This window comes from Yersinia enterocolitica subsp. enterocolitica, assembly GCF_901472495.1.
Classification (GTDB): Bacteria; Pseudomonadota; Gammaproteobacteria; order Enterobacterales; family Enterobacteriaceae; genus Yersinia; species Yersinia enterocolitica.
On the sequence record NZ_LR590469.1, the window covers coordinates 1,788,959 to 1,815,536 of the forward strand.

Sequence of the window (26,578 nt, forward strand, 5' to 3'; positions counted from 1 at the left end):
GCTGAACTCTCATTAAAACCGAATACAGCACGCCCCTTGCTCTGCGCCAGTCAATTGTTCGCGCAATGCAGCAAACAATTCACGACCACATCCCACATGGAAAGCCGAGATATCAGGTAATGCTGGGTGGCGAGTGGCCAGCTCGGCTTCATCCACCAGCAGCGAAAGTTCACCGCTGACACCATCAACCCGCACCCGATCGCCATTGCGAATTTTCGCCAGTAAGCCACCACAATAAGCTTCTGGTGTCACATGAATGGCCGACGGCACTTTGCCGGATGCACCGGACAAACGACCATCAGTGACTAACGCCACCTTAAAGCCGCGATCCAATAATACCCCCAGCGGCGGCATCAATTTATGCAATTCCGGCATACCAATGGCACGTGGCCCCTGATAGCGCACCACCACCACACAATCGCGGTCCAGCGCGCCGGATTCAAACGCTGGCCCGACATCATGCTGGCTGTCAAACACTACGGCTGGCCCTTCAACAATCTGATGATCATGCGGTACGGCTGAGGTTTTCATCACCGCTCTGCCCAGATTGCCACTCAATACTTTAGTGCCGCCATGGGGTGAGAAAGGTCGGGTAAGACTGGCAATCACGCTGTCATCCAGTGAGCGCTGCGGCCCATTGCGCCATTGCAACTGCCCTGCCTCCAGATACGGCTCTTGTGTATAACGTTGCAGGCCAAACCCAGCAACAGTATGCACATCCTCATGCAACAAACCGCCTTGCAATAACTCTTGTATCAACAAAGCCACGCCGCCTGCGGCCTGGAAATAGTTAATATCCGCCGGGCCGTTAGGGTAAATGCGACACAACTGCGGAATCACTTCCGACAGTTCAGAAAAATCATCCCAATCAATGATTATGCCCGCCGAGCGCGCCATCGCCACCAAATGCATGGTGTGATTGGTCGAACCGCCGGTGGCCAGAAGCGCCACAATGCCATTTACCACCACTTTTTCATCCACCAATTGGCCGACCGGCAAATAATTGCCACTGGTTGGCGTCAAGCGCGTAACTTGCCGTGCCGCCGCGGCTGTCAGTGCATCGCGCAGTGGCGTATTGGGCTGAATAAAAGAGGAACCGGGCAAATGCAGCCCCATCACTTCCATGACCATCTGATTCGAGTTAGCTGTGCCGTAAAACGTGCAAGTACCGGCACTGTGATAAGAGGCAGACTCCGCCTCCAGCAAAGCATGTCGGTCAACTTTCCCCTCGGCATACAGTTGGCGCACCCGCACTTTTTCTTTATTGGATAGGCCGCTGGCCATTGGCCCTGCTGGCACAAAAACGGCGGGTAGATGACCAAATGACAACGCCGCCATCAGCAACCCTGGCACAATTTTGTCGCACACACCGAGATACAATGCGCCATCAAACATATTGTGCGATAAGCCGATAGCCGCCGACATAGCAATCACATCGCGGCTCATCAGCGATAATTCCATGCCATCCTGCCCTTGCGTCACGCCATCACACATCGCAGGAACGCCCCCCGCCACTTGCCCGACCGCCCCCACTTGATGCAGCGCATCTTTAAGTTGTTGCGGATAATGCTCGTAAGGCTGATGAGCTGACAGCATGTCATTGTAGGAGGTAATAATGGCGATATCGCTACGCAACATATTCTTCAGAGAGACTTTATCCTCGGGCTGGCAAGCGGCAAAACCATGAGCCAGATTGCCGCAGGCCAATTGTGAACGGTGAACGGTATTTTCTTTTGCCGCACTGATGCGTTGCAGATAAGCGGTTCGGGTCGGCGCAGAACGCGCAATAATACGCTGCGTCACACGGGTAAGAGTCGGGTTCATCGCCATTCCTTATTCAGTCAGCGGAGCCAAAAGTTCAATACTGCCCGCAGGAAGGCCAATGAAATCCGCCAGTACCTGCAACAGCAAATTGTGATCATCCAAATGTGGCGCGCCGGAGACATTTACGCTGCCAATAATACCTGCTTGCTTAACCTGTAACGGGAAACCTCCACCTAGCGCGGCATAGTCACGTAAGCTGACACCATAGCGCTCCTCAAGGGAGGTTTGGCGCTGTTGCAACATCAACCCTGCGGCATAGGAGCTGGTGCCCAGTAACTCCACCACATTACGTTTGCGCCGCAGCCAGTCAGCGTTTTCTGCGCTGGTACCCGGCATGGCGTAACTAAATAAAGTCTGCCCATTGACCCGGATATTGATAGCCAGCGCTAGCCCTTGCCGCTCTGCCTGTTGCATTATTTTTTCGCCCAACTGCCAGGCGATTTCATGATTGAAATGGGTCAATTGCAGTCGTTGCTGATGCTGCTGGCTGAGGGTCAGTTGCTGTTGTAAATTCATGAGATTCTCCGGTGAACAATGGCGGCGGTCATGCCCGTGGCAATAAAGACCGCCTGGCAGCTTAAGCGCGTTTTACTTTAGCTAAGCCTTTGTCAGCAATGCCCTTTTCCTTCGCTGCGACTTCAACATCACACTCTTTTGGTAAGGTTAAGGTAATCAGCCCGGCAATAATTAATGAGCCAGCTAACATGCAAACTGCTGCACTTTGGCCGTAGAAGAAAATCATGACACCGACCAGATACGGGCCACAGAACCCGCCCAAATTACCTAACCCATTAATCACACCGCGAGCGCCACCGGCCACTTCTGGTACCGCAATACGGCCTGGAATAGACCAGAATGGGCTGGTGGCAGCTTTGAGGAAGAATCCGCACACCACCAGAGCCAGATAAGAGACCAATACGTTGTGGCGGAAAATAACGGATGTCACCAGACCAGCGGCAAAACAGAACAGAGAAATCATTATCAGCAAACGGCGTTTACCGGTTTTATCTGATAGTGAAGAAATAACATAAATACCGGCGGTGGTGGCAATAAACGGCAGAATAGCCAGAATACCAACCGAGGCCATATTACCGCCGGTCAGATTTTTCAGAATAGTCGGCAACCACAAGGTGTAGCCATAATCCCCGGTCTGATAAAAGAAGTTCAGAGCAACCAGTTTCATCAAACCTTTATTCAGAAATACCGCTTTTAATGGCGCATTAGTGACTGGCGCATCCAGCATCCGTTCTGCCCGCTCACGTGCCAGCTCGGTGACCAGATAATCGCGCTCTTTTTTCGACAGCCATTTGGCTTCTTCAGGTCGGTCACTGATAACAAACCACCACATAATCAACACCACGGCTGACAGTGAACCTTCGAGGAAGAATAGCCAGCGCCAGTCTAACGCATTGATAATAAAACCAGATAAAGGCGCAGTGAACATGCCACCGATGGGGGCAAACATCATCACGAAAGCATTGGCGCGGCCAATTTCGCGTTCCGGGAACCAGTTGCTGACCATAGTCAGCACCACAGGCAACATGCCGCCCTCAGAAACACCCAGCACAAAACGCAGGAATAATAATTGATAATGGTTAGTCACAAAGCCCGTCAGAATCGACACCACAGCCCAGACGGCAAGGGAGTAAGCAATGAATTTTCTGCCGCTGCCATGAACAGCAATACGGCCACCCGGTACTTGTAAAAATAAATAACCAATAAAGAAAATACCGCCCGCTAAACCGGCCATTTGACTGGTAATAGCCAGATCACTTTCCATGCCACCTGGTAGTGCAAAACTAATATTTACCCGGTCCATAAAAGAAATAATACAAGCAATCATTATTGGCACAATAACGCGGAACCAACGGGCATTAGGGATCTTACTGTCCATATAAACACGCCTCTTTCTCTAGCTGAATAATTCCCACACCATTCAGAAAATAGCGTAGAGAATGCCGCCAACAAATTAGGGTAATTTGCCAGTTATTTAAAATGCACGATGTGGTCTTTTATTTTTATTATAATAATTTGAGGATCAATTTAATTAACCCTCACTTTTTCTTAATTAGTAAGTAATAGCAGTAGGTGCTTTCTCACCCGCAAAGTGAGCTTGAATATTTGAAAATACAATATCACTCATTTGAATTCTGGTTTCGATGGTGGCACTGGCGATATGGGGCAGTAATACTACATTATCCATTTCGATTAATGCCTGCGGCACATTAGGCTCATCTGCAAAAACATCCAAACCTGCCCCACCAATTTCTTTCTGTTGTAATGCACGGATTAAATCATCCTGATTGACCATACTGCCACGAGCAATATTAATCAGCAGAGCATGATTTGGCATCGCAGCAAAAATGGTTTTATCAACCAGACCAACGCTGTCTTTACCACCCGATATGGCTATAACCAGAATATCGCTTTGTCTGGCAAGGCTGATTAAGTCCGGAACATGCTGATATGGCAGGCTTTCGATGTGGGCGGTGTCGGTATAAGCAATTTGCATATCAAAACCGGCTGCGCGGCGGGCAATAGCTTGACCAATGCGGCCCATACCAAAGACACCCAGACGTTTGCCGGTCACTTTAGAGGCCAATGGTAAGCTGCTGTGTGGCCACTGACCGGCACGCAGGAATTTATCTGCCTGACAGAGACGGCGCGATGTGGCGATAATCAGCCCCAGAGCGGTATCGGCGACATCATCAGTCAGCACACCTGGAGTGGTGGTGACGATGATATTGCGCTCACGGGTATAGTCTAAATCGACCGCGTCAGTCCCTACGCCAAATATTGAGATAATCTGTACTTCAGGTAATAACGCCAATACTTTGTTGGTCACACCGATATCACCACGGGTCACAATACCCTTAATATTCTCGCCTTGTTGGGCAAAAAATTCAGCAGTGTCCGTAACTTCAAAGAGCTTATAAACAGTAAAATTCTGTTCCAGTTTCTCAGTCAAATAGTCCATTACCGGGGCAATAATTAATACGGCCTGTTTGAAAGAAGATGGTTTGCTGTTTTTCATAACGAGTACCTGATCATGTCAATAAATCAAAAACCAAAAATGGCAGTGGATAGTCATCAGATGATTAAGCCATTTAGCGAATGTCGTTATAAGACCCGTTTTCAATGTTTTATTTTGTGATGCAGGTCACTGTAAATCATGTTAAGAAAACATGTTACCGGTAACGTGATCGACCTATCATTGCTGGTGCTGAATTGTTTCAGCTAAGAAAATCAGCGTTAATGATTTATGTAATGCCTTAATGAAAATGTTATGGATTGGCATAATTTGTTATGCCAAGAATATTATTATGACAGATTATCAAAGAGGAACATTAGCTGCCATTCAATAACGCAATGGCAGTTGTGGGCAATTTAGAGGTATTTCAGCAACAGCAGAAATCTTAGATAGTTCCACCGAGTGAAATACGATAATGCAGGTCAACTTGTTCAATTGTCGGAATTTTTTTGATTTTCTTAATCAAGATTTCAGCGGCCACGTTGCCCATTTCAAAACGTGGAGTGGTAACACTGGCCAGTACTGGAGTGGTCGCCTGGCCGATATCCAACCCATGAAAACCGGAGATCGCCATTTCTGCTGGTACCGCCATGCCCAATTTCAAGCATTCTTGTAACACGCCTACCGCCATATCATCATTGGTACAGAAAATAGCATCGACTTGCGGATACATTTGTCGTGCCAATGCCAACATCCCGGCACCAATAGAGACGGATGAAACTTTATTAGGCGTAATATGTAGTGGTGCCAACCCCGCGTCCGTCATTGCCTGGCTATAGCCTTGATAACGTTTACGATCTCGCACATCAGACATTGAACCGAAATAGACAACATTTTGCTTCCCACTTGCCAGCAATGTGGCCGTCATATCGTAAGCGGCCTGATAATTATTAAAACCGACCGTAATACGGTTGAACTGAGGTTCCAAGTCCATCACTTGCGCGACCGGAAGCTCCGAGGCATTCAGGTACTTGTCCGCACGTAAGGTATGTTCAGAATCAGTCAGTATCAGCCCGGAAATCTGGCAAGAAAGCAGATTAACTATTTGTTCTTCTTCACGTTCTTTATTGTAGTTATAGTTGACTACCAGTGTTTGATAACCGCTGGTGGCAGTGACCGACTCGATACCAGCCAGTAAATCAGAGAAAATCTGGTTATTAAAGGAGGGAACCAAAATACCGATTCTCGGGCTTTTTTGATTGAGGCTAGTTTCCCCTTCTGAATCAGCACTGTAATTAACTTCAGCCATCACTTGAGCGATACGCTCACCGGTTTCTGGAGCCACTTTTTCCGGCGTGCGTAAGTAGCGGCTGACAGTCATTTTAGTCACGCCTGCTAGTAACGCGATATCCTGTAACGTAACACGCTGGTTTTTCATGGCATATACCTGGAACAAGAGTGTGGGATGGGATGAAGTGATTATGCACTGTTAGCGGAGATAATGAAAAGCATGTTACTGATTTAAAATACAATAACAATCATACTTCCTATTATTTAGTTATATTATTATCAATAAGTTAAACCACTACGCCCCCCATTGAAGAACAAACCCCACACAAATAGTCCTCTTTTATCGTCACCAAGGCGATGTCGCTCACGTAAGTGGTAACAGCTTGTCGTAACATGAATTAAAGTGATCTTCATCACAGTTTACCCAAGCGGAAAACGGTTTGATAGGCACATGTTTTCACACCGCCATTATTCAATAATATTTATTTTATAATGTCGCTTAATAAGCGCCATTTCTATCAGGAATTATTATGAAGAATTTATTTTCGTTAGAAAACCGCAAAGTATTAATTACCGGTTCCGCTCAAGGTATTGGTTTTTTATTAGCAAAAGGTCTGGCCGAATTTGGCGCAGAAATAATAATTAATGATATTACCGCAGAACGCGCAGAAAAAGCCGCTACAGAATTACGCGACAGCGGTTTTGTTGCTTATGCCGCGGCATTTAATGTCACTGACCATGATGCTGTTAATGACGCGATTACACAAATAGAAAATAATATTGGTGCCATTGACATCTTAATTAATAATGCCGGTATTCAACGCCGCCACGCCTTTACCGAATTCCCTGAAAAAGATTGGGATGATGTGATTGCGGTAAATCAGAAATCCGTATTCTTGGTTTCACAAGCGGTTTCCCGTTATATGGTTAAACGCCAACGCGGCAAGATTATTAATATTTGTTCAATGCAAAGCGAATTAGGCCGCGACACGATCACGCCATACGCTGCCTCTAAAGGTGCCGTGAAAATGTTGACGCGTGGGATGTGTGTTGAACTGGCCCGTTACAATATTCAGGTCAATGGTATTGCGCCTGGTTATTTCAAAACGGATATGACAAAAGCACTAGTGGACGATAAAGCATTCACCGATTGGCTGTGCAAACGCACGCCAGCCGCCCGTTGGGGGGATCCGGAAGAGTTGATTGGTGCCGCGGTGTATCTCTCTTCCAAAGCATCAGACTTTGTTAATGGTCATCTGCTGTTTGTTGATGGCGGGATGTTAGTTGCAGTCTGATAAGCGGCAGGGGAAAGTTATGTCTGGGAAATGCATTATTGTGATGGGCGTATCCGGTACGGGTAAATCCTGTGTAGGCCAAGCGCTGGCACAGGCACTTAACGCCAAATTTATTGATGGCGATGATCTGCACCCACGTGCCAACATCCAAAAGATGGCATCAGGTCAGCCGCTTAATGATAGTGACCGTGCCCCGTGGCTTGAACGGCTAAGTGACGTGGCATATAGCCTGCAACAAAAAAATGAAGTCGGTTTTTTAGTCTGTTCAGCGCTGAAAAAACAGTATCGCGACCGTCTGCGCGAGGGCAATCAGGGAGTTCGCTTTCTGTGGTTGACGGGCGATTACGATTTGGTATTACGCAGAATGCAGCAACGGGCGGGGCATTTTATGCCGGAGAGTCTATTAAAAAGCCAGTTCGCGACACTGGAAGCCCCTGATGCCCGCGAACCAGACATCATTCCAATTGATATATCGCCCGACATTGCTGGTGTTGTTAAACACTGTATTACCGCACTGGAGCAGGAAAATAACATCAGTCACTGTGCTTAAATCCTCGGCATGATGCATACGCAGAAATATAGGAATAGTTATGATACTTGATGAATTGAAAAGCGCGGTGAATAACCCACTTTACCCAGATGCAATCCGTCGCACACTGGCCACCATCAGCAAGATGGATTTAGCCAATTTACCCGCCGGTGAATTAGACATTGAAGGCAGTGAGATTTATCTCAATCACATTATTGCCTCATCGAAACCATTGTATGAGCAAGCACCTGAATTGCATCGTTATTACATTGATATTCATATTCTGCTGGAAGGCAGTGAGGTGATTGGTGCTTCACCATCAGCTCAGGGCCAGCGCCCAACGATGGATTTTGATAGCGAGCGGGATTACGGATTACTTGAAGGCATTACCACCGAAACTTTATTAACTCTGGCTCCGGGTGATATCGCCTTGCTGTTCCCTGGTGAGTTACACCGTCCAATGGGAACATTAGGCGAAGTTGCACCGCTGCGCAAGATAGTGGTTAAAGTGGCGAATCATCTTATCTAATTCGGTATTATTTCGGTTGATAGATACCGAATCAGGTTTCGGTTGATAGTCGTTCAGTTATCACCTTACCTCTGTCGCCTCAACCGAGCAGGAGGGCTAGCCGGCCCTCCTGCACCTGCGGCTTGCGCGAAATATTACTGCTATTCGCAGTGCCCTCCGGCAGTCGTTGGCCTTATCGAGCCAGCGCGATTCGCTCCTGCTCAAGCGCGCTTTTCGCCGCCGTATATGGACGCTCCCAATAAACCAAGTGTTTTTTCTTGAAAATAGCGCTCAGGTATTGCAGCCATATATCCGGTTTCTTTATGGGCGCGATTGCGCCCGAACCATGATGAAATCCGCCAAGTGAGTTCCTATCATCCTTACGGGCCAAATGCCCCGGCGGCTCACGGAGTTTCTCACTTGCGGTCTTACCTGTTTTGCCATCTCAATAATTACACTTGCAATTACCTGAAACGTATTCACTTTTTTTCTTGAGCCTTGTCCGTGTTTGAGATTATCTCAAACCGCGGATAAGGTTCGATATTCCGTATGATGAACCAGCATCGACCACAAAATACGTGCCGTTTTATTGGCCTGTGCCACAACGGCTACGTTATAGGCCTTTTTACTCAACAGCCTGTAAAGCCACGGCATATTGTCTTTGTGTCTCTCAATAACGGCTGCAACTGCCCGCGCACCATGGACCAGAAGATAACGGAAATAGCGGTCACCTCTTTTGCTGATTCGGCCCAATCTCTGCTTACCACCACTGGAGAACTCTCTCGGCACCAATCCCAACCAGGCAGCAAACTGTTTCGCTGAATGAAATTGTTGCCCATTCCCCACTGACGCCACAAGGTAGGTCGCCGTCATCAATCCCACACCAGGGACTTTCATGACCCGCTGGCAGGCGGGTTGTGTTTTTGCCCAACTGCTAAGTTCTTGTTCGATCAACGTGATTTGATCTTCCACACCCTGAAGGTGTTCAAGTTGACGTGCGACACTACAACGGACAAAAGGTGATAACTCGTTATCATATTCTTCCAGTATTTCAGGGACTTTCTTATACAGCTGACTTAATGTGCGAGGCATGATAATGCCAAATTCAGCCAAAATGGCCCGCATACTATTAGCACAAGCAGTGCGTTCGCGGATAAGGATATTTCGCTCGGTATGCAGCACCAGAATAGCTTGTTGCTCTGCCGTTTTAATCTGAACAAAACGCATATTAGGCCGTGCAACAGCTTCACAAATGGCTTCTGCATCAGCGGCATCCGTCTTATTCGTTTTGACATAAGGTTTCACATACTGAGGGGGAATGAGTTTAACCTCATGCCCATACTGCCGTAAAACACGCGCAAAATGATGACTGGAAGCACAGGCCTCCATGCCAATCAAGCAAGGTTCAAGTTGCATGAGAAAAGGGAGGAATTTATCGCGGGTGAGTTTCTTCTTAAGGACAGTTTGACCGTTGCAGCCGACACCATGAAGCTGGAAAACATTTTTTGCCAAGTCGATACCAAGAGTAGATACTTTCATGTGGACGCTCCTTCTTCTGAGTTTTAACACTCACATTTAGGCACTCTGATGCCGTAAAAGTTGGAGCGTCCATTTCATTATCCATGGCGGCTCACTCGGGCCATCGTCTTTGTCGGTAATATTCCTAATTGCGCTCAAGGTCAAAATCAAAACCTTGCTTTTAGGTTTTGACGTTTAAAGCACATTTGAGCTGCCGAGTGAAGAGTGTAGCAAGGGAAATCCGCCATGGACGGCGGATTTAGGCGTCACGCGGAGGGACCCGCGACAACACTGCGAAGCTGTTTTGAACAACGCTTGCGTTGGCCCGGAGGGTAGCCTCGAAGAGGCTATAATAGCCGTCCCGCCAGCGAAATGATGAGTGAGGGGACCCGCGAAGTGGGCAAGCGATACGTGCGCTAGCGCAGGGGTTCCAAGGGGGTTACGCGCTGGTAACCCCTTTGGCGGTTGAGGCGCAGGAGGTCAAGTGAACACCGATCTCATGTCAACCGAACCGATAATCTGAACGAATATACCTCGAAACCTGATCCGCTCTGCGGTTCACATGCCCGAAGCTAAGTCAGCCGTAAAGTTATATCAACCGAACCGGATCACCTAATCAATATCAACCGGCGCTCCCAAGGAACGCCTCCCTTGACTCCGCCGCGCCGCCAACCACAACCCGCTGTTCTTCATGGCGTAACCGAACACTACCCCGACTAACAGCGAGACAATCACCAGTTTCCAGTCACCATTACCGGCAAAGGTAGCGCAAGCGCCGATAAAAGTACCGGGAACAAAGGATAACCACTGCTGGCAGGCCTGAATACACATCAAAAACGCCACGATACCCGTTAGAACATAGCCAAGGATGGTCCATTCAGGTTGTATCGCACTCCCCTGAATAATCATCATCGCCCAGAATACCCCGCTCACACAGGTTAGCAGCGTAATCAGCAATCCTTTTAAACCACCTTGTGGGCAGGCAAAATAGGCGGTGCAGCCCAGAAACCCCGCCCAACTGATAAGCCCCAGGCTGACCGCAAGCCAACCCCAGATACCTGAGAGAATGCCGGTGGTAATGGCAATCATCAGAATAATGTTCATCAGTATTCACCTGCGCAAAACGTTAAAAGAGAAAATGTATTGTGTGAAAGTTGCGCAGCTTACCTGAACTGAGAGGAATTTTAGCGATTTAAATCACATTCCAAATGATATATATAATTATATTACATTTATATTGTGATACAAATCACACTAGCACTGTTATTATCGGTCAAAAACAATACCATTGCGTTTATTCTGATTCTTATTGTGATTGTGATTTCTATTTAGCAATTGCAAATATTCCAGTTGTGCCAGAGAAGGAACATTAAGCTTTAATTTCTCACGGAAAAATTCATAATAATCTTTAGCACATGATGTGATATCGTCTTCAGTGAGATTTTCATTAATACTCAGTAAATAATTCTTAACATCTTTATAAATCTGGCTACTCTTCAAATCCAATGTTTCATCTGTCAATAAATATTCTTTTTGAATCTCTATCGTGGATTTCTTCTTCCCATTATTTTCACGGTAAGTGTTAGATTGTATTTTTGACACCACCTGTTGTTCGTACATAACGCTAATGATAGGATCGAGTATGGTTTTAGAAATAATCCTATATGCGCTGGATTCTGGATCAATAGAAGATGATATACCTTGAGTTAAAATTGCACTGTTACTATAGATAGTTTCCATTATTTCATTCTGTACGCAGTCAATAAGTTCTTCACTTGGCAAATTTTCTTTCTCACTATGGCATCTATAATAAGAATCAGCGATGGTATGCGTTATATTTAAAGCCGGATTTTCCCCGCCAACCTGTTCCCGAATAGAAAGTAAATCCTTAGCCGCAAAAGAGTATATAATATTAGAAATAGGATCCATGCCTAAGCGTTCTTTAGCGCCGTCAGTTTTATCTGTAGTTAAACCTAAAATGTAAGATATTTTTGAAATAATACTTTCTTGATTTTTTTGCTCTTCATTCGCGTTCCAATTTAGTGAATGCTTCTTCTTGTCAACAATCGAGACTATTACGTTTTGTATCCCTCTGGTTACTAATTTCCTGAGAGCTTGTTCACAAAGGGCTTCCCGACAAAAATCGTCAAGAACTCGACTTTCTGACGGATATTTCGTATTTGTGTGTGTCAAGCGCCACCCATGTTCTACCAAAAAACAGCTTAATGCATTGTTGCGTTTACCTTTGCCTGCTTGAGCTTCCAATAACACATAAGTATGATTGTCTTTGCATTTATTTATTTCATCCCAAAGCTTCATATAAATAGATTTTTTTTTGTCATAATCATCGTAGTTAAACACTCGCTCTAATTCAGAAATAATCTTATTTAAGTTCTTACTTACAGAACAATTGAAATCTGTTTGTTGTGGTTGCTTGCTTTTGGATAACTTTATTTCAGCAGAGTGCTCTGGTGATTTATTCTTAATGGTCAGTTTTTGATTAGAAGAGCTAACAGACATGTTGGGCGAGGAAACACAAGGCAGTTTCATAAATATCCTTAAGAATAGAGTGAAATAATCGGCCATAACAATAACCGAACAAAACATCTCTCCCCCTCAGTGCTTCACCCTATCCAGTCTGAAACAACCTTAAATACCCCATAAAACAAAACCCCCTGCCAGAGTTGCTGACAGGGGGTTGGTATTGTCGATTTAACACCGAATTACATTAGCGGTTGCGCCAACTGAACCAGCGAAATCAGCGGTTGCGGATAGATACCCAGCACCAGTACCAAAATCGCGGAAATCAGCACCACCACACCACCGGCAGTCAATGCCCAGTTGCTTGGTGTATCACGAACCAGGGTTTCCGGCGCACTCAGATACAAGCTGACAGTCACGCGCAGATAGTAATACAGGCCGATGGCACTGCCCAATACCACGGCACCGGTCAACCACCACAGGTTGGCGCTCACACCCATTGCCACCACAAAGAACTTACCGATAAAGCCTAATGTCATTGGGATACCCGCCAGTGACAGCATCATCACCGTCATCACCGCAGAGAGAATTGGCTTGTGCCAGAACAACCCGCGATAAGAGAACAGTGATTCCGCATCCGGGCCTTTGTACGGGCTGGACATCAGGCTGACCACACCGAAAGCACCCAAGCTACTGAACAGGTAACCTGCCAGATAGACACCGGCAGTTTCCAGTGCCAATTGATGGGTTTGCACTGCCACCAACGCAATTAGCAAATAGCCAAGGTGCGCGATAGAGGAATAACCCAGCAGACGCTTGATGTTGGTCTGGCTGATAGCCATCAGGTTGCCGAACAGAATCGAGGCCACCGCAATCAGCGAGAGCACTAAACGCACCGCTTCACTGTCAGCGGCTGGCGCGTACAGGAACAAGCGCATTACCACCGCAAAGATGGCAATCTTACTGGCGGTCGCCAGGAAAGTAGATACCGGGACAGGTGCGCCCTGATACACATCCGGCGTCCACAGTTGGAACGGCACCAGCGATAACTTAAAGCCAAGACCCACAATCATCATCCCCAGACCGGCCAAAATCAGCGGTTGGTGAATCATGGAGTCGCTCAGGCTTTTACCCAGACCGGCGAAAGACAAGCTACCGGATTCAGCATACAGCAGCGCCATCCCAAACAGCAGGAATGACGATGCCGCCGCAGACAGCAGCATGTACTTGATGCTGGCTTCCAGTGAGCGCTTCTGGCGATAGGCATAGCCGATCAGACCAAACAGCGGCAAGGAAATCAGCTCGATACCAAGGAACAGCGATGCCAGATGATTGGCGCTGGCGAGCAAAATACCGCCCATAGTCGCAATCAGCACCAGCAGGTAGAACTCTTCGCGGTTATCCGGATAGCCATTGAGCCACGGATAAGCAAAGGTGCTGGTCGCCAGACTGGCCACAATCACCAGCCCGATGTAGAACATCGCGTAGCCATCAACCCGCATCAGCGGTGTGACATCCATCGGCCCGACCTGGCCGACAAAGTAGAGTGACAGCAGCGCCAGGTTAAGCCCGATAACCGTCAGAGTGGCGTTGATAAAATGATCGCGTCGCCACGCAATGGACAGCATCACAACCACCACCGTCAATCCGACGATCAACAGCGGTAGCATTGCTTGCAGTTGTTGAGGAGTTATTGTCATGGCGAATTACGGCCTTGTAGTTGTAATAGATGAAGCATTGAACCACTGCTGTACATTACTCATCGCAGCATGGGAGGTGTCAAGAATTGGCTGCGGGTAAACCCCCAGCAACACTAGCAACACCACTAACAGCAGGATGATGGACAGTTCCCTGGCGCTCATGCCCGGTAATGCTTCTTCAGATTTTGGCGCGCCGTAATAAGCACGCTGCATCATAATCAGCGAGTAAACCGAAGCAAAAACCAGCCCAAAAGTAGCAATCACGGTAATCACCGGAACCACCTGGAAGCTACCGAACAGGATCATGAATTCGCCCACGAAGTTACCGGTACCCGGCATCCCCAATGTTGCCACCGCGAAGAACAGCGATAGTGCAGGCAAGTATTTGATTCGCCCCCACAGGCCGCCCATTTGGCGCATATCACGTGTATGCAGGCGCTCATACAGCTGACCGCAGATGATGAACATACCGGCGGCTGACAGGCCGTGGGCAATCATCTGGATAACCGCGCCTTGGTAAGCCAGTTGGCTGCCGGTATAGATGGCAATCAACACAAAACCCATGTGCGATACGCTGGTGTAAGCAATCAGGCGTTTGATATCGGTCTGGCAGAAGGCCATCCACGCACCGTAGAAGATACCGATGACACCCAGCCACATGGCGATTGGCGCAAACTCATGCGAGGCATTCGGGAACAGTGGCAGGCTAAAGCGCAGCAAACCGTAAGCTGCGGTTTTCAGCAAAATCCCCGCCAGGTCGACAGAACCTGCTGTTGGTGCCTGACTGTGCGCATCTGGCAACCAACCGTGCAATGGCACAACCGGCATTTTTACCGCAAAAGCGATAAAGAATCCCAACATCAGCAGCCATTCCACATTGTGGGACATCGGGGTTTTCAACAAATCTTCATAGTTGAAAGTCCAGATACCGGTGGCGTTGTAGTGCACAAACACCAGCCCCAAAATGGCAATCAGCATGATAAGGCCACTGGCCTGGGTATAGATGAAGAACTTGGTGGCCGCCGCGATGCGGGTTTTACCGTCTGATGCTTTATGACCCCACAAAGCAATCAGGAAGTACATCGGCACCAACATCATTTCCCAGAAGAAGAAGAACAGGAACATGTCGATGGCGAGGAACACGCCGATGACCCCACCCAGAATCCACAACAGATTCAGGTAGAAAAAGCCCTGATTGCGCTGAATTTCACGCCACGAACAGAGGATAGCCAGCACACCCAACAGGCCGGTCAGCACCACCATCAGCAGTGACAAACCATCTAAAGCCAGATGGAATGAGATGCCGAACCGTGGGATCCACGGCAAGATGAATTCTGACTGCCACTGCGGGATACCCGCCGGGTTCATCAGTGAATAGTTGCCCTGCACCCACAACTGCAAGGAGAGCACCAATGTCAGCCCCATCGCGAGTAGCGCTATCCAGCGCGGTACTCTGGTACCGAAGCGCTCACACTGCCAAGACAGTAAGCCGCCGATAAAGGGGATAAGAATTAGCCAAGGTAATAGCATGGCGTTTTGTGTCCCTAATTAAACGAAAAGCAACAGAGCCAGTACAACGACTGCACCCAAACCCATAGACGCGACATACCAACGCACCTGTCCATTTTCACTGACGGTCAGACCGCGATTACTCCAGCGCGAAAGTATCGCCGGGGTATTCATCAGTGAGTTCAGCGGATCACGTTGCAACAATCTTGCAATCCACAGATACGGGCGGACAAACACGTTATGGTACAGCCAGTCGAAGCCCCACGCGTGGAACCACCAGACCGTAAAGAAGCGGCCCGGCGCACTTTGCGCGATGCTGTTGACCAGCTGACGTTTGCCCAGATACAGCATTGCTGCCAGTGCGATACCCATCACCACCAACACGCCGGAGAAGATTTCCAGCGGCATTTTGCCCTCTTCACCGAAATGAAGCTCTGGCAATACACCCGCCAGCGGCGGAGTTATCAGCGCGCCAACAAATGTCGATAGCACCAGCAACACTATCAGCGGCAGGCTGTGAGTGATCCCTTTGACCGGATGTGCTTTGGTTTTTGGCTCGCCGTGGAACACAATGAAAATCATCCGGAAGGTATACAGCGCGGTGAGGAATGCCCCAACCAGCCCGGCGACCATCAGATTGATATGGCCACTGGCCAATGCGCCCCACAGAATTTCGTCTTTACTGTAGAAGCCTGCGGTGACGATGGGCAATGCTGCCAGCGCCGCGCCACCCACCAGGAAACAGATATACACCAATGGAATAGTCTTACGCAGACCACCCATTTTGAAGATATTTTGCTCGTGGTGACAGGCCAGAATCACTGAACCCGAGGAGAGGAACAGTAACGCTTTGAAGAATGCATGAGTCATCAGGTGGAAGATAGCCGCATCCCACGCCTGAACGCCGAGCGCCAGGAACATGTAGCCAATCTGGCTCATGGTGGAATAGGCCAACACCCGCTTGATGTCGGTTTGCACCAATGCCGCGAAGCCCGCCAACACCAAGGTCACTGCCCCGATAATACCCACCAGATGAAGCACTTCTGGTGCCATCAGGAACAGACCGTGAGTACGGGCAATCAAATAGACACCGGCGGTGACCATGGTAGCCGCATGGATAAGCGCGGAAACCGGAGTTGGGCCTGCCATCGCATCGGCCAGCCAGGTTTGTAACGGCAACTGCGCCGACTTACCCACTGCACCACCGAGTAACATTAGCGTCGCCCAGGTAATGGCGGTCGAGCCCATTTCCAGTTTCTGCGGTGCCAATACCATCAGCTCGCGAATGTTCAGCGTGCCCAGTTCCTGATACAGGATGAACAGCGCGATAGCCAGGAACACGTCACCCACACGGGTCACGATAAAGGCTTTCATCGCCGCCGCGCCGTTAGCCGGATTGGTGTAGTAGAAACCGATCAACAGATAACTGCACAGACCCACACCTTCCCAACCCAAATACATCAGCATCAGGTTATCGGCCAGCACCAAAACCACCATACTGGCGATAAACAAGTTGGTGTAGGCGAAGAAGCGGGAGTAGCCCTCTTCTCCACGCATATACCAAGAGGCATACATGTGGATAAGGAAGCCCACGCCAGTGACGACAGACAACATGGTCAGCGACAAACCGTCCAGTGTCAGGGTCAACGGAATGTTGAAGGTGCCGACCGACATCCAGTTCCACAGTGTTTGGTTAAACACCTGCACCCCAGTTGCCTTCTGACTGAGGAAGTCCACGGCAACATACAGTGTCACCAGTGCCGTCAGACCAATCGATCCCACCCCGACAGTGGCTGAGGTATTTTCAGACCAACGCCCACGGGAGAATGCCAACAGCAAGAAGCCCAGCAGTGGCAGCAGAATTGTTAAATATAATAGGTTCATCCGCGCATCTCACTGACTGTGTCAATATTCAGAGTATGACGGCGACGATACAGCTGTAACAGCAGTGCCAAACCAATACTGGCCTCCGCCGCCGCCAGCGTGATCGCCAGGATATACATCACCTGACCGTCAGCCTGACCCCAATAACTGCCCGCCACCACAAAGGCGAGCGCCGCCGCGTTGATCATCACTTCAAGACTTATCAGCATAAACAGCAGGTTGCGACGAATAATCAACCCCGTCAGCCCCAGCACAAACAGAATGGCCGCTAAGATCAGGCCATGTTGTAGAGGGATCATGCTTGTTCCTCCGTTTTTCTTTTCGCGCTTTCGCTTGCGCCCAGCACTTCACCCGGCTTGTGTTCGCGCCCGATATGGAAGGCAACCACCAGACCGGCCAGCAGCAGCATTGAAGCCAGTTCCACCGCCAATACATAAGGGCCGAACAGGCTGATACCGACCGCTTTGGCATCGACCATTTCACCGCTAATACCGGAATCAGTGACTGAACTGATGGCATAAATCAGCACGGTAAGCAGTACCAATGCCAGTAAACCAGGGCCAATCCACAAGCTCGGTTTCAGCCAATCGCGCTCTTGTTGCTCGACATTGCCCAGGTTCAGCATCATCACCACGAACACGAACAGCACCATAATGGCACCGGCGTAAACAATGATTTCCAACGCACCGGCAAAGTAAGCCCCCAATGAGAAGAACACCGCCGAAATAGCCAGCAAAGAGATAATCAGGTACAGCAGCGCATGTACCGGGTTGGTGTGAGTGATAACGCGAATAGTCGCCACCACTGCCACCAATGCTGCAATATAAAATGCAAATTCCATGGACGCTGGCTCCTAAGGCATCAGACCTTTAACGTCGATCGGTTTGGCTTCATTTTCGGCTTCGCCTTTCTGCTTGCCGTCAATCGCCATACCGGACATCCGGTAGAAGTTATATTCCGGATATTTACCCGGCCCCGAGATCAACAAGTCTTCTTTCTCATACACCAGATCCTGGCGTTTGAACTCACCCATTTCGAAATCCGGCGTCAGCTGGATAGCGGTGGTTGGGCAAGCTTCTTCACACAGGCCGCAGAAAATGCAGCGAGAGAAGTTGATACGGAAAAACTCTGGATACCAACGGCCATCTTTGTGCTCGGCTTTCTGTAATGAAATACAGCCGACCGGACAGGCAACCGCACACAGGTTACACGCAACGCAGCGCTCTTCACCGTCGGGGTCGCGCGTCAGCACGATACGGCCACGGTAACGCGGCGGCAGGTAAACCGGCTCTTCCGGATACATTTGGGTTTCGCGCTTGTGGAAGGCATGAAGGCCAATCATCCACAGGCTGCGCACTTGGGTGCCGAAACCAACCACTAACTCTTTTAACGTCATGGTTCATTCACCCCTTATTGAGCGTTGTACAAAATGACCGCGGCAGTCGCCAGCAGATTCAGCAGGGTCAACGGCAGGCAAACTTTCCAGCCGAATGACATTACTTGGTCATAACGTGGGCGCGGCAAGGATGCACGGATCAGAATGAACATCACCATGAAGAAAGCCGTTTTCAGCGCAAACCAGATAAATGGCGGCAAGAACGGGCCTTGCCAGCCGCCGAAGAATAAGGTGACTATCAGTGCAGAGACAGTCACGATACCGATGTATTCACCGACGAAGAACAGACCGAATTTCATACCGGAATATTCAATGTGGTAACCATCGGCCAGTTCTTGTTCAGCTTCTGGCTGGTCAAAGGGATGACGGTGACAGACGGCAACCCCCGCAATAGCAAAGGTCACAAAACCAAAGAACTGCGGGATAACATTCCAGACGTGCTCTTGAGAGTTAACAATATCCTGCATGTTAAAGGAGCCAGCTTGCGCCACTACGCCCATCAAGGATAAGCCGAGGAACACTTCGTAGCTTAGGGTTTGCGCTGAAGCACGCATCGCCCCTAACAGAGAATATTTGTTATTACTCGACCAACCGGCGAACAGCACCGCGTATACCGCCAGCCCCGCCATCATCAGGAAGAACAAAATACCGATATTCAGATCCGCAACCGCCCAGGTCGGGCTGACCGGGACGATGGCAAAGGAGAGCAGCAGCGAGGTAAAGGCAATCACCGGAGCCAGGGTAAAGATAGCCCGGTCGGAGAAGCGCGGTACCCAGTCTTCTTTGAAGAACATTTTGATCATGTCAGCCACCAGCTGCAATGACCCGCCCCAACCGACACGGTTTGGCCCATAACGGTTCTGGAACAAGCCCAGCAAGCGACGCTCGCCGAAGCTCATAAATGCACCGCAAGTCACCACGACCAGCAGAATCACTACCGCTTTCAGGACAGAGATTAAAATCTCAATCAATTCAGGGGTAAACCAGCTCATAGTACTGCCTCCCGCAGATTCTCAACGCGCGCACCCACCATAATCGGCGGAATACCCGGTAAGCCAAGCGGCAAGCCGACCTGACCCTGAGCCAAGGTTTCACTCAAACGCACTGGCAGACGCAAGGTCTGACCGGCACAGTTGAACTCCACCAACGTACCGAGGTTTACCCCGAGACGGGCCGCATCAGCAGGATTGACCATCACATAAGGTGCTGGCATGCGCTGCTGGATGACATCTGAACGCTGAGACATCTCTTCACTACCAAACAGATGATAGTAAGGGGCAATCTGCCAGTTTTCGCCGTTGGCGGTAAAGGCGGCAGGTATAGAATCAAAGTAACCGAGCGTTCCCTCCCCTGCTTCAATCAAACGGATACCCGGATCACCAAAGCGCAGCTTGCCGCCCACTTCAGCCTGGAATTTATTCCATGCTTGCGGTGAGTTCCAGCCCGGTGCCCAGGCAAATGGGATCTGCTGACGGTCAGCCAGTGGGCTGTTGTTCCCTTCCATTGAGAAGGCAAACGGCGTGTCGATATCCTGCGGTTGGCGCGGTTCGTGCACACTGATATCCGCACGCATGGCAGTACGGCCACTGTAACGGATTGGTGAACGAGCCAGTTTCTGACCACGGATACGGAAGCTGGCATCGGGTGCGGCTTCAACAATCCCTTCCAACTGCGGCAATGCTGCAACACAGGCCGCAATCACATGGTCAAGTTGTGTCCAGTCCACGTGGCGGCTGGTATAAGTTGAGTGCAGCGAATGCAGCCAACGCCAGCTTTCCAGCATGATGCTGCGGCTTTCTGGTTTTTTCGGGTCGTCATAATAAGTTGGGTCATAAACCTGGAAGAAGCGCTGAGCGCGGCCTTCCTGATTGACCAGCGTACCGTCACTTTCAGCAAAACTGGCCGCTGACAGAATTAAGTTCGCTTTATCCATAATGGCGGTGCGCTGATGATCAACCACAATCAGGTTAGCCACTTTATCCAGCGCCACATCAACTTTATCTTGCGCCGCGTGGCGATAGAGATCGTTTTCCATCACGATAACGCTATCAGCGTCACCTTGAGTCAACAACTCCAGCGCTTGATCCAGTGAACCACCACCGATCATAGCAAGACCGATGCTATTAGCTGCACTGGCAACGAAAGTAATACCGACATCCGAACCACGGCCTTTCAGGGCTTTTGCCACGTTAGCGGCGGCTTCAATAATGGCATCGCTGCCAGCACTGCTGCCGGTAATAATCAGTGGTTTCTTCGCACCCGCCAAGGCTTGCACGATGATATCCACTTTACCTTTCAGATTACGATCCAGGTCAGCTACCGCAGGGGCAGATTCATCCAATGCATGCGCAATGGCAAAACCTAACCGAGCCTGATCATCCACTGGCGCACGATAGTTCCATGCCGCGATATCATCCATGCGGGTGTTATCAACATTGGTGATAAACAGCGGATGTTTAGCGTGTTGGCCGATGTTCATAATCGCCGCAATCTGCCAGTCAGCCACTTTTTGTGCTGCCGCCATTTCACGGGCTTTGCCTTTCACTGCCTGACGAACAGACAGCGCGATACGAGCACCGGTCTGAGTCAAATCTTCACCCAAAATCAGCACGGCGTCGTAGCTTTCAATTTCACGTAATGCTGGCGTGTAGATACCGCCTTCGCGCAGCACTTTCAGCATCAGTTGCAGGCGTTGTTGTTCGCTTGCGGCGATGCCGGTATAGAAGTTTTCCGCACCCACCAGTTCACGCAACGCAAAGTTGCTTTCCAGACTGGCACGCGGTGAACCGATACCGATGGTTTTCTTCGCCTGACGCAGAATATCCGCCGCACCTTGCATCGCCTGCTCGGCGTTGAGGTGGATCCAGTCATTGCCACGCAATTGCTGCGGCTGACGTGGGCGGTCTTTGCGGTTGACGTAGCCATAACCAAAGCGGCCGCGGTCACACATAAAGTAATGGTTCACGCTGCCGTTGTAGCGGTTTTCGATACGGCGCAATTCACCATAACGTTCACCTGGGCTAGTGTTACACCCTACACTGCACTGCTGGCAGATACTTGGCGCGAACTGCATATCCCATTTACGGTTATAACGCTCGGAATGGGTTTTATCGGTGAATACACCGGTCGGGCACACTTCTACCAGGTTACCAGAGAACTCGCTTTCCAGCGTGCCGCTCTCGGTGCGACCAAAGTAGACGTTATCGTGCGCACCGTAGACACCAAAGTCAGTGCCATCAGCATAATCTTTGTAATAACGTACGCAGCGATAACAGGCGATACAGCGGTTCATTTCATGAGAGATGAACGGGCCGAGATCCTGATTTTGGTGAGTCCGTTTGCTAAAGCGATAGCGGCGGAAACTGTGGCCGGTCATCACTGTCATATCTTGTAAATGACAGTTACCCCCTTCTTCACAGACCGGGCAATCGTGTGGGTGGTTAGTCATCAACCATTCAACCACACTCTCACGGAACGCTTTGGCTTCACCGTCATCAATGGAAATAAAGGTTCCATCGGTGGCTGGCGTCATACAGGACATCACCAAACGCCCACGCGTGTCATCTGCGTTTTGGTATTGCTTTACCGCACATTGGCGGCAAGCGCCGACGCTTCCCAGCGCCGGATGCCAGCAAAAGTAAGGAATATCGAGTCCCAGGGAGAGACAAGCCTGTAACAGGTTGTCGGCCCCGTTTACGTCGTATTCTTTGCCGTCTACATGAATCGTAGCCATAGTCAGCATGCTTCCAAGTGGCTTGCCATAAGGCAAGCGTTAATCAAAAATTCTGGCGGGATGAATGACCGGTTCCGGATAAACGGGACAGATGCATTCATCAGGGCTACCAACGTTGCTTCAATAGGTTATTCGGTTGAATACCGGCTATGGCTCGGGTGTTGCCATAGTCTTTGCTTGCGATCCCGGCTTCGAATTCTTCCCGGAAATATTTGATCGCACTTTGTAGTGGTTCAACCGCGCCCGGCGCATGAGCACAGAAGGTTTTGCCCGGCCCTAAGAAGCGGCAAAGCTGCTCCAGCGTCTCGATGTCGCCCGGCTGACCTTCGCCGCGCTCCAGTGCACGCAGGATCTTCACGCTCCACGGCAACCCATCGCGGCAAGGGGTACACCAGCCACAGGATTCACGGGCGAAAAACTCTTCCAGATTACGCACCAGCGGAACCATACCGATTTCGTGGTCTACCGCCATAGCCAATGCCGTCCCTAAACGGCTGCCAGCTTTAGCGATATTTTCAAAATCCATCGGCAAATCAAGGTGGTCGGCGGTCAGGAAGTCAGTCCCTGCCCCGCCCGGCTGCCAGGCTTTGAATTTCAAGCCATCGCGCATGCCACCAGCGTAATCTTCCAGAATTTCGCGAGCGGTGATACCAAACGGCAATTCCCACAGACCTGGATTTTTCACCCGGCCAGAGAAGCCCATCAGTTTGGTACCCGCATCGTTACTTTTACCGGCGGTAATTCCCTGATACCACTCCACGCCATGCTCAAGAATGGCCGGAACGTTACACAGAGTTTCAACGTTGTTAACGCAAGTTGGTTTGCCCCAAACACCAGAAGATGCCGGGAAAGGTGGCTTAGAACGTGGGTTGGCACGGCGGCCTTCCAGCGAGTTAATCAGTGCAGTTTCTTCACCGCAAATATAACGACCCGCCCCGGTATGAACAATCAGCTCAAAATCAAAACCGCTGCCCATGATGTTTTTGCCAAGCAAACCCGCTTCCGTTGCTTCAGCGATGGCACGACGCAAGTGCACGGCGGCTTCGATATATTCGCCACGCAGGAAGATGTAACCGCGGTAAGCTTTCAGCGCGAACGCACTGATCAGCATCCCTTCCACCAGCAAATGCGGCAATTGCTCCATCAGCAGGCGGTCTTTATAGGTACCCGGTTCCATCTCATCGGCGTTACACAGCAGATAGCGGATGTTCATGCTTTCGTCTTTTGGCATCAGGCTCCACTTCAAACCGGTGGAGAAGCCAGCTCCGCCACGCCCTTTCAGGCCGGCGTCTTTGACTAAGCTAACAACATCAGGTGCTGCCATGCTTTTTAAGGCTTTTTCCGCGCCGACATAGCCGTTTTTGCTGCGATATTCATCCAACCATACTGGCTGTTTATCATCGCGCAAACGCCAGGTCAGCGGGTGCATTTCCGGCGTGCGCACAATCTCTTTGGTAAAACCTGAGTGGACTGTCATGGATATTGCTCCAGTAACTTCTCAATATCTTCAGGCTTCAGGTAGCTGTGCGTATCGTCATCGATCATCATCGTCGGGCCACGATCACAGTTACCCAAACAGCAGGTCGGCAGCAGCGTAAAGCGGCCATCAAAAGTGGTTTGACCTGGTTGGATGCTGAGTTTTTTCGAAATCGCGGCTTGGATCCCCTGATAACCGGTGATGTGGCACACCACGCTGTCACAGTAGCGGATCACATGACGCCCAACCGGTTGGCGGAAGATCTGGCTGTAGAATGTCGCCACACCTTCAACATCACTGGCTGGGATACCCAACACTTCAGCAATAGCGTGAATCGCCCCATCCGGCACCCAACCGCGTTGTTTTTGCACAATTTTCAGTGCTTCAATTGACGCGGCGCGGGCATCTTCGTAATGGTGCTTTTCATGTTCGATAGCATCACGTTCTTCAGCACTCAACTCGAAAACTTCTGCTGTGGTCGCCGGTTCAGCCGCATTGACTGCCAGGTTCGCCACATTTTGGCTTTCGTTACTCACCTGAGTATCTTTTTGGTTGCTCATAATTAGCGGTCCACATCAGACATTACAAAATCGATACTGCCCAGATAGACGATCAAGTCAGATACCAGGCTGCCACGGATAACTGATGGAATCTGCTGTAAATGGGCATAGCTTGGCGTACGTATCCGGGTGCGATAGCTCATGGTGCTGGCGTCACTGGTCAGATAGTAACTGTTGATCCCTTTGGTCGCTTCAACCATCTGGAATGATTCGTTAGCTGGCATCACTGGGCCCCATGAAACTTGCAGGAAGTGAGTGATCAGCGTTTCGATATGTTGTAGCGTGCGTTCTTTCGGCGGTGGAGTCGTCAGTGGGTGGTCTGCCTTGAATGGGCCTTCTGGCATGTTTTTATAACATTGCTCCAGAATGCGCAGGCTTTGACGCAACTCTTCCACTTTCAACATCACACGGTCATAACAGTCGCCATTGTTACCGACTGGCACTTCGAAATCGAAGTTTTCATAGCCGGAGTACGGACGCCATTTACGCACGTCAAACTCAACACCAGTAGCACGTAAGCCAGCTCCAGTCACCCCCCATTCCAATGCTTCTTTGGCATTGTAGGCAGCAACACCAATAGAACGGCCTTTCAGGATACTGTTCTGCAGTGCCGCTTTGACGTAGGAATCCAGGCGTTTTGGCATCCAGTCAAGGAAGTCACGCAGCAGACGTTCCCAGCCACGCGGCAGGTCGTGTGCCACACCACCAATACGGAACCAGGCCGGGTGCATACGGAAACCAGTAATCGCTTCTACCAAATCGTACACTTTCTGCCGGTCGGTAAAAGCGAAGAACACAGGAGTCATTGCACCGACGTCCTGGATAAAGGTACTGATGTACAGTAAGTGGCTGTTGATGCGGAACAATTCAGACAGCATGACGCGAATGGTTTTAACGCGATCCGGCACTTCAATGCCCGCCAGTTTTTCAACTGCCAGCACGTAAGGCATTTCGTTAACACAGCCACCAAGATATTCAATACGGTCGGTATAAGGGATGTAGCTGTGCCAGGACTGGCGCTCGCCCATCTTCTCCGCACCACGGTGGTGGTAACCCACATCTGGCACGCAGTCGACAATCTCTTCACCATCAAGCTGCAACACGATACGGAACGCACCGTGTGAAGAGGGGTGGTTCGGGCCGAGGTTAAGGAACATAAAGTCCTCATTTTCGGTGCCGCGCTTCATACCCCAATCTTCTGGTTTGAAAGTCAGTGATTCCATTTCCAGATCTTCTTTCTGCTTGGTCAGCACAAAGGGATCGAACTCTGTTGCACGGGCTGGGTAATCTTTACGCAGCGGGTGACCTTCCCAAGTCTGCGGCATCATGATGCGCGTCAGATGAGGGTGACCATCGAAGGTAATACCGAACATTTCCCAAGTTTCGCGCTCATACCAGTTGGCATTAGGGAAAATCTTGGTCGCTGTGGACACGTGCAAGTCTTTTTCAGACAGTGCCACTTTCAGCATGATGTCGCGGTTACGCTCGATGGAAAGCAGATGATAGAAAACAGAAAAATCCGCGTCAGGCAAGCCCTGGCGGTGGGTACGAAGGCGTTCATCTACACCATGCAAGTCAAACAGCATGACATACGGCTTCGGTTGTTTTCTCAGAAACGACATTACTTCCAGTAATTGTTCACGCTTCACCCATACCACGGGCATACCGGTACGAGTTGCTTGAACAACAAAGGCCTCTGGCCCAAAACGGTTCGACAGTTCACCAATCACCGGATCATCAAGATGATCGCGGGTCTGCCATGCTGGCTGGGTGCTGTCGGACGTCGTTAAATCGGTCATTATTTATTCACCACACTGTTTTTTCACCACACTGAATGTGTCATTTTGTGGTCATTTGCCGCACACATGTTCTGGAAGAAAAACGGTTCTCTCCAAAAACAAAT

At 49.8% G+C, this 26,578-nt stretch carries 21 protein-coding genes and 1 pseudogene; 3 read left to right on the forward strand and 19 right to left on the reverse strand.

Going from position 1 to position 26,578, the window contains the following annotated elements; all coding sequences use genetic code 11:
- Positions 1-12: 12 nt before the first annotated feature.
- The 5 genes from edd to FGL26_RS08465 all read right to left on the reverse strand — a co-directional run bounded on the left by edd (position 13) and on the right by FGL26_RS08465 (position 6,233).
- Positions 13-1,824, reverse strand: coding sequence for a phosphogluconate dehydratase (edd, locus tag FGL26_RS08445; RefSeq protein ID WP_005171655.1), 1,812 nt, complete (start codon positions 1,822-1,824; stop codon positions 13-15).
- Positions 1,825-1,833: 9 nt separating this feature from the next.
- Positions 1,834-2,340, reverse strand: coding sequence for a heme-degrading domain-containing protein (locus tag FGL26_RS08450; protein WP_005171657.1), 507 nt, complete (start codon positions 2,338-2,340; stop codon positions 1,834-1,836).
- A 61-nt stretch (positions 2,341-2,401) separates the two neighbouring features.
- Positions 2,402-3,718, reverse strand: a complete 1,317-nt coding sequence (locus FGL26_RS08455; protein ID WP_005171659.1) for an MFS transporter — start codon at positions 3,716-3,718, stop codon at positions 2,402-2,404.
- Between the two features lie 174 nt (positions 3,719-3,892).
- Entirely contained in the window at positions 3,893-4,858 is a 966-nt protein-coding gene (locus tag FGL26_RS08460) for a 2-hydroxyacid dehydrogenase (RefSeq protein ID WP_005171661.1), read from the reverse strand.
- A gap of 382 nt (positions 4,859-5,240) precedes the next feature.
- Positions 5,241-6,233: a substrate-binding domain-containing protein gene (locus FGL26_RS08465; RefSeq protein ID WP_005171663.1), complete on the reverse strand. Its 993-nt coding sequence runs from the start codon at positions 6,231-6,233 to the stop codon at positions 5,241-5,243.
- Positions 6,234-6,615: 382 nt separating this feature from the next.
- Between FGL26_RS08465 and idnO the strand changes: the two genes are divergently transcribed.
- Genes idnO through FGL26_RS08480 form a run of 3 tightly spaced genes read left to right on the forward strand, consistent with a single transcriptional unit; the run spans position 6,616 to position 8,438 of the window.
- Positions 6,616-7,380, forward strand: a complete 765-nt coding sequence (idnO, locus tag FGL26_RS08470; RefSeq protein WP_005171664.1) for a gluconate 5-dehydrogenase — start codon at positions 6,616-6,618, stop codon at positions 7,378-7,380.
- Between the two features lie 19 nt (positions 7,381-7,399).
- Positions 7,400-7,930, forward strand: a complete 531-nt coding sequence (locus FGL26_RS08475; protein WP_005171665.1) for a gluconokinase — start codon at positions 7,400-7,402, stop codon at positions 7,928-7,930.
- A gap of 40 nt (positions 7,931-7,970) precedes the next feature.
- A complete protein-coding gene (locus tag FGL26_RS08480) occupies positions 7,971-8,438 on the forward strand; it encodes a NanQ anomerase/TabA/YiaL family protein (RefSeq protein WP_032912769.1) in 468 nt (155 codons plus the stop codon).
- A 498-nt stretch (positions 8,439-8,936) separates the two neighbouring features.
- Here FGL26_RS08480 and FGL26_RS08485 read toward each other — a convergent pair whose 3' ends face one another.
- The 14 genes and pseudogenes from FGL26_RS08485 to nuoC form a co-directional block, all read right to left on the reverse strand.
- Positions 8,937-9,956: an IS110-like element ISYen1 family transposase gene (locus FGL26_RS08485; protein ID WP_080287090.1), complete on the reverse strand. Its 1,020-nt coding sequence runs from the start codon at positions 9,954-9,956 to the stop codon at positions 8,937-8,939.
- A 591-nt stretch (positions 9,957-10,547) separates the two neighbouring features.
- Positions 10,548-11,039 carry a DUF1097 domain-containing protein gene (locus tag FGL26_RS08490; protein WP_005171678.1) on the reverse strand — a complete coding sequence of 164 codons (492 nt, stop codon included), beginning with the start codon at positions 11,037-11,039 and terminating at the stop codon, positions 10,548-10,550.
- Positions 11,040-11,201: 162 nt separating this feature from the next.
- Entirely contained in the window at positions 11,202-12,485 is a 1,284-nt protein-coding gene (locus FGL26_RS08495; protein WP_227745795.1) for a hypothetical protein, read from the reverse strand.
- A gap of 173 nt (positions 12,486-12,658) precedes the next feature.
- On the reverse strand, positions 12,659-14,116 hold the full coding sequence (gene nuoN, locus FGL26_RS08500) for an NADH-quinone oxidoreductase subunit NuoN (protein ID WP_032912772.1): 1,458 nt from the start codon (positions 14,114-14,116) through the stop codon (positions 12,659-12,661).
- A gap of 6 nt (positions 14,117-14,122) precedes the next feature.
- On the reverse strand, positions 14,123-15,646 hold the full coding sequence (nuoM, locus tag FGL26_RS08505) for an NADH-quinone oxidoreductase subunit M (RefSeq protein WP_005171684.1): 1,524 nt from the start codon (positions 15,644-15,646) through the stop codon (positions 14,123-14,125).
- A gap of 18 nt (positions 15,647-15,664) precedes the next feature.
- Complete coding sequence (nuoL, locus tag FGL26_RS08510) at positions 15,665-17,509, reverse strand: NADH-quinone oxidoreductase subunit L (RefSeq protein WP_005171685.1); 1,845 nt, start codon at positions 17,507-17,509, stop codon at positions 15,665-15,667.
- Entirely contained in the window at positions 17,506-17,808 is a 303-nt protein-coding gene (gene nuoK / locus FGL26_RS08515) for an NADH-quinone oxidoreductase subunit NuoK (RefSeq protein ID WP_005159229.1), read from the reverse strand. Before nuoK ends, nuoL begins: the two co-directional genes overlap by 4 nt.
- Entirely contained in the window at positions 17,805-18,350 is a 546-nt protein-coding gene (nuoJ, locus tag FGL26_RS08520; protein ID WP_005159228.1) for an NADH-quinone oxidoreductase subunit J, read from the reverse strand. The genes nuoK and nuoJ overlap by 4 nt, the downstream gene beginning before the upstream one ends.
- Positions 18,351-18,362: 12 nt before the next feature.
- Positions 18,363-18,905 carry an NADH-quinone oxidoreductase subunit NuoI gene (nuoI, locus tag FGL26_RS08525; RefSeq protein WP_005171687.1) on the reverse strand — a complete coding sequence of 181 codons (543 nt, stop codon included), beginning with the start codon at positions 18,903-18,905 and terminating at the stop codon, positions 18,363-18,365.
- Between the two features lie 14 nt (positions 18,906-18,919).
- Entirely contained in the window at positions 18,920-19,897 is a 978-nt protein-coding gene (nuoH, locus tag FGL26_RS08530) for an NADH-quinone oxidoreductase subunit NuoH (protein ID WP_005159221.1), read from the reverse strand.
- Positions 19,894-22,638, reverse strand: coding sequence for an NADH-quinone oxidoreductase subunit NuoG (nuoG, locus tag FGL26_RS08535; protein WP_005171689.1), 2,745 nt, complete (start codon positions 22,636-22,638; stop codon positions 19,894-19,896). Before nuoG ends, nuoH begins: the two co-directional genes overlap by 4 nt.
- A 106-nt stretch (positions 22,639-22,744) precedes the next feature.
- Entirely contained in the window at positions 22,745-24,115 is a 1,371-nt protein-coding gene (gene nuoF, locus FGL26_RS08540; protein ID WP_005171695.1) for an NADH-quinone oxidoreductase subunit NuoF, read from the reverse strand.
- Positions 24,112-24,611: pseudogene (gene nuoE / locus FGL26_RS08545) on the reverse strand (NADH-quinone oxidoreductase subunit NuoE). Before nuoE ends, nuoF begins: the two are co-directional and overlap by 4 nt.
- Positions 24,612-24,677: 66 nt before the next feature.
- A complete protein-coding gene (gene nuoC, locus FGL26_RS08550; RefSeq protein WP_005171718.1) occupies positions 24,678-26,474 on the reverse strand; it encodes an NADH-quinone oxidoreductase subunit C/D in 1,797 nt (598 codons plus the stop codon).
- Positions 26,475-26,578 lie beyond the last annotated feature (104 nt).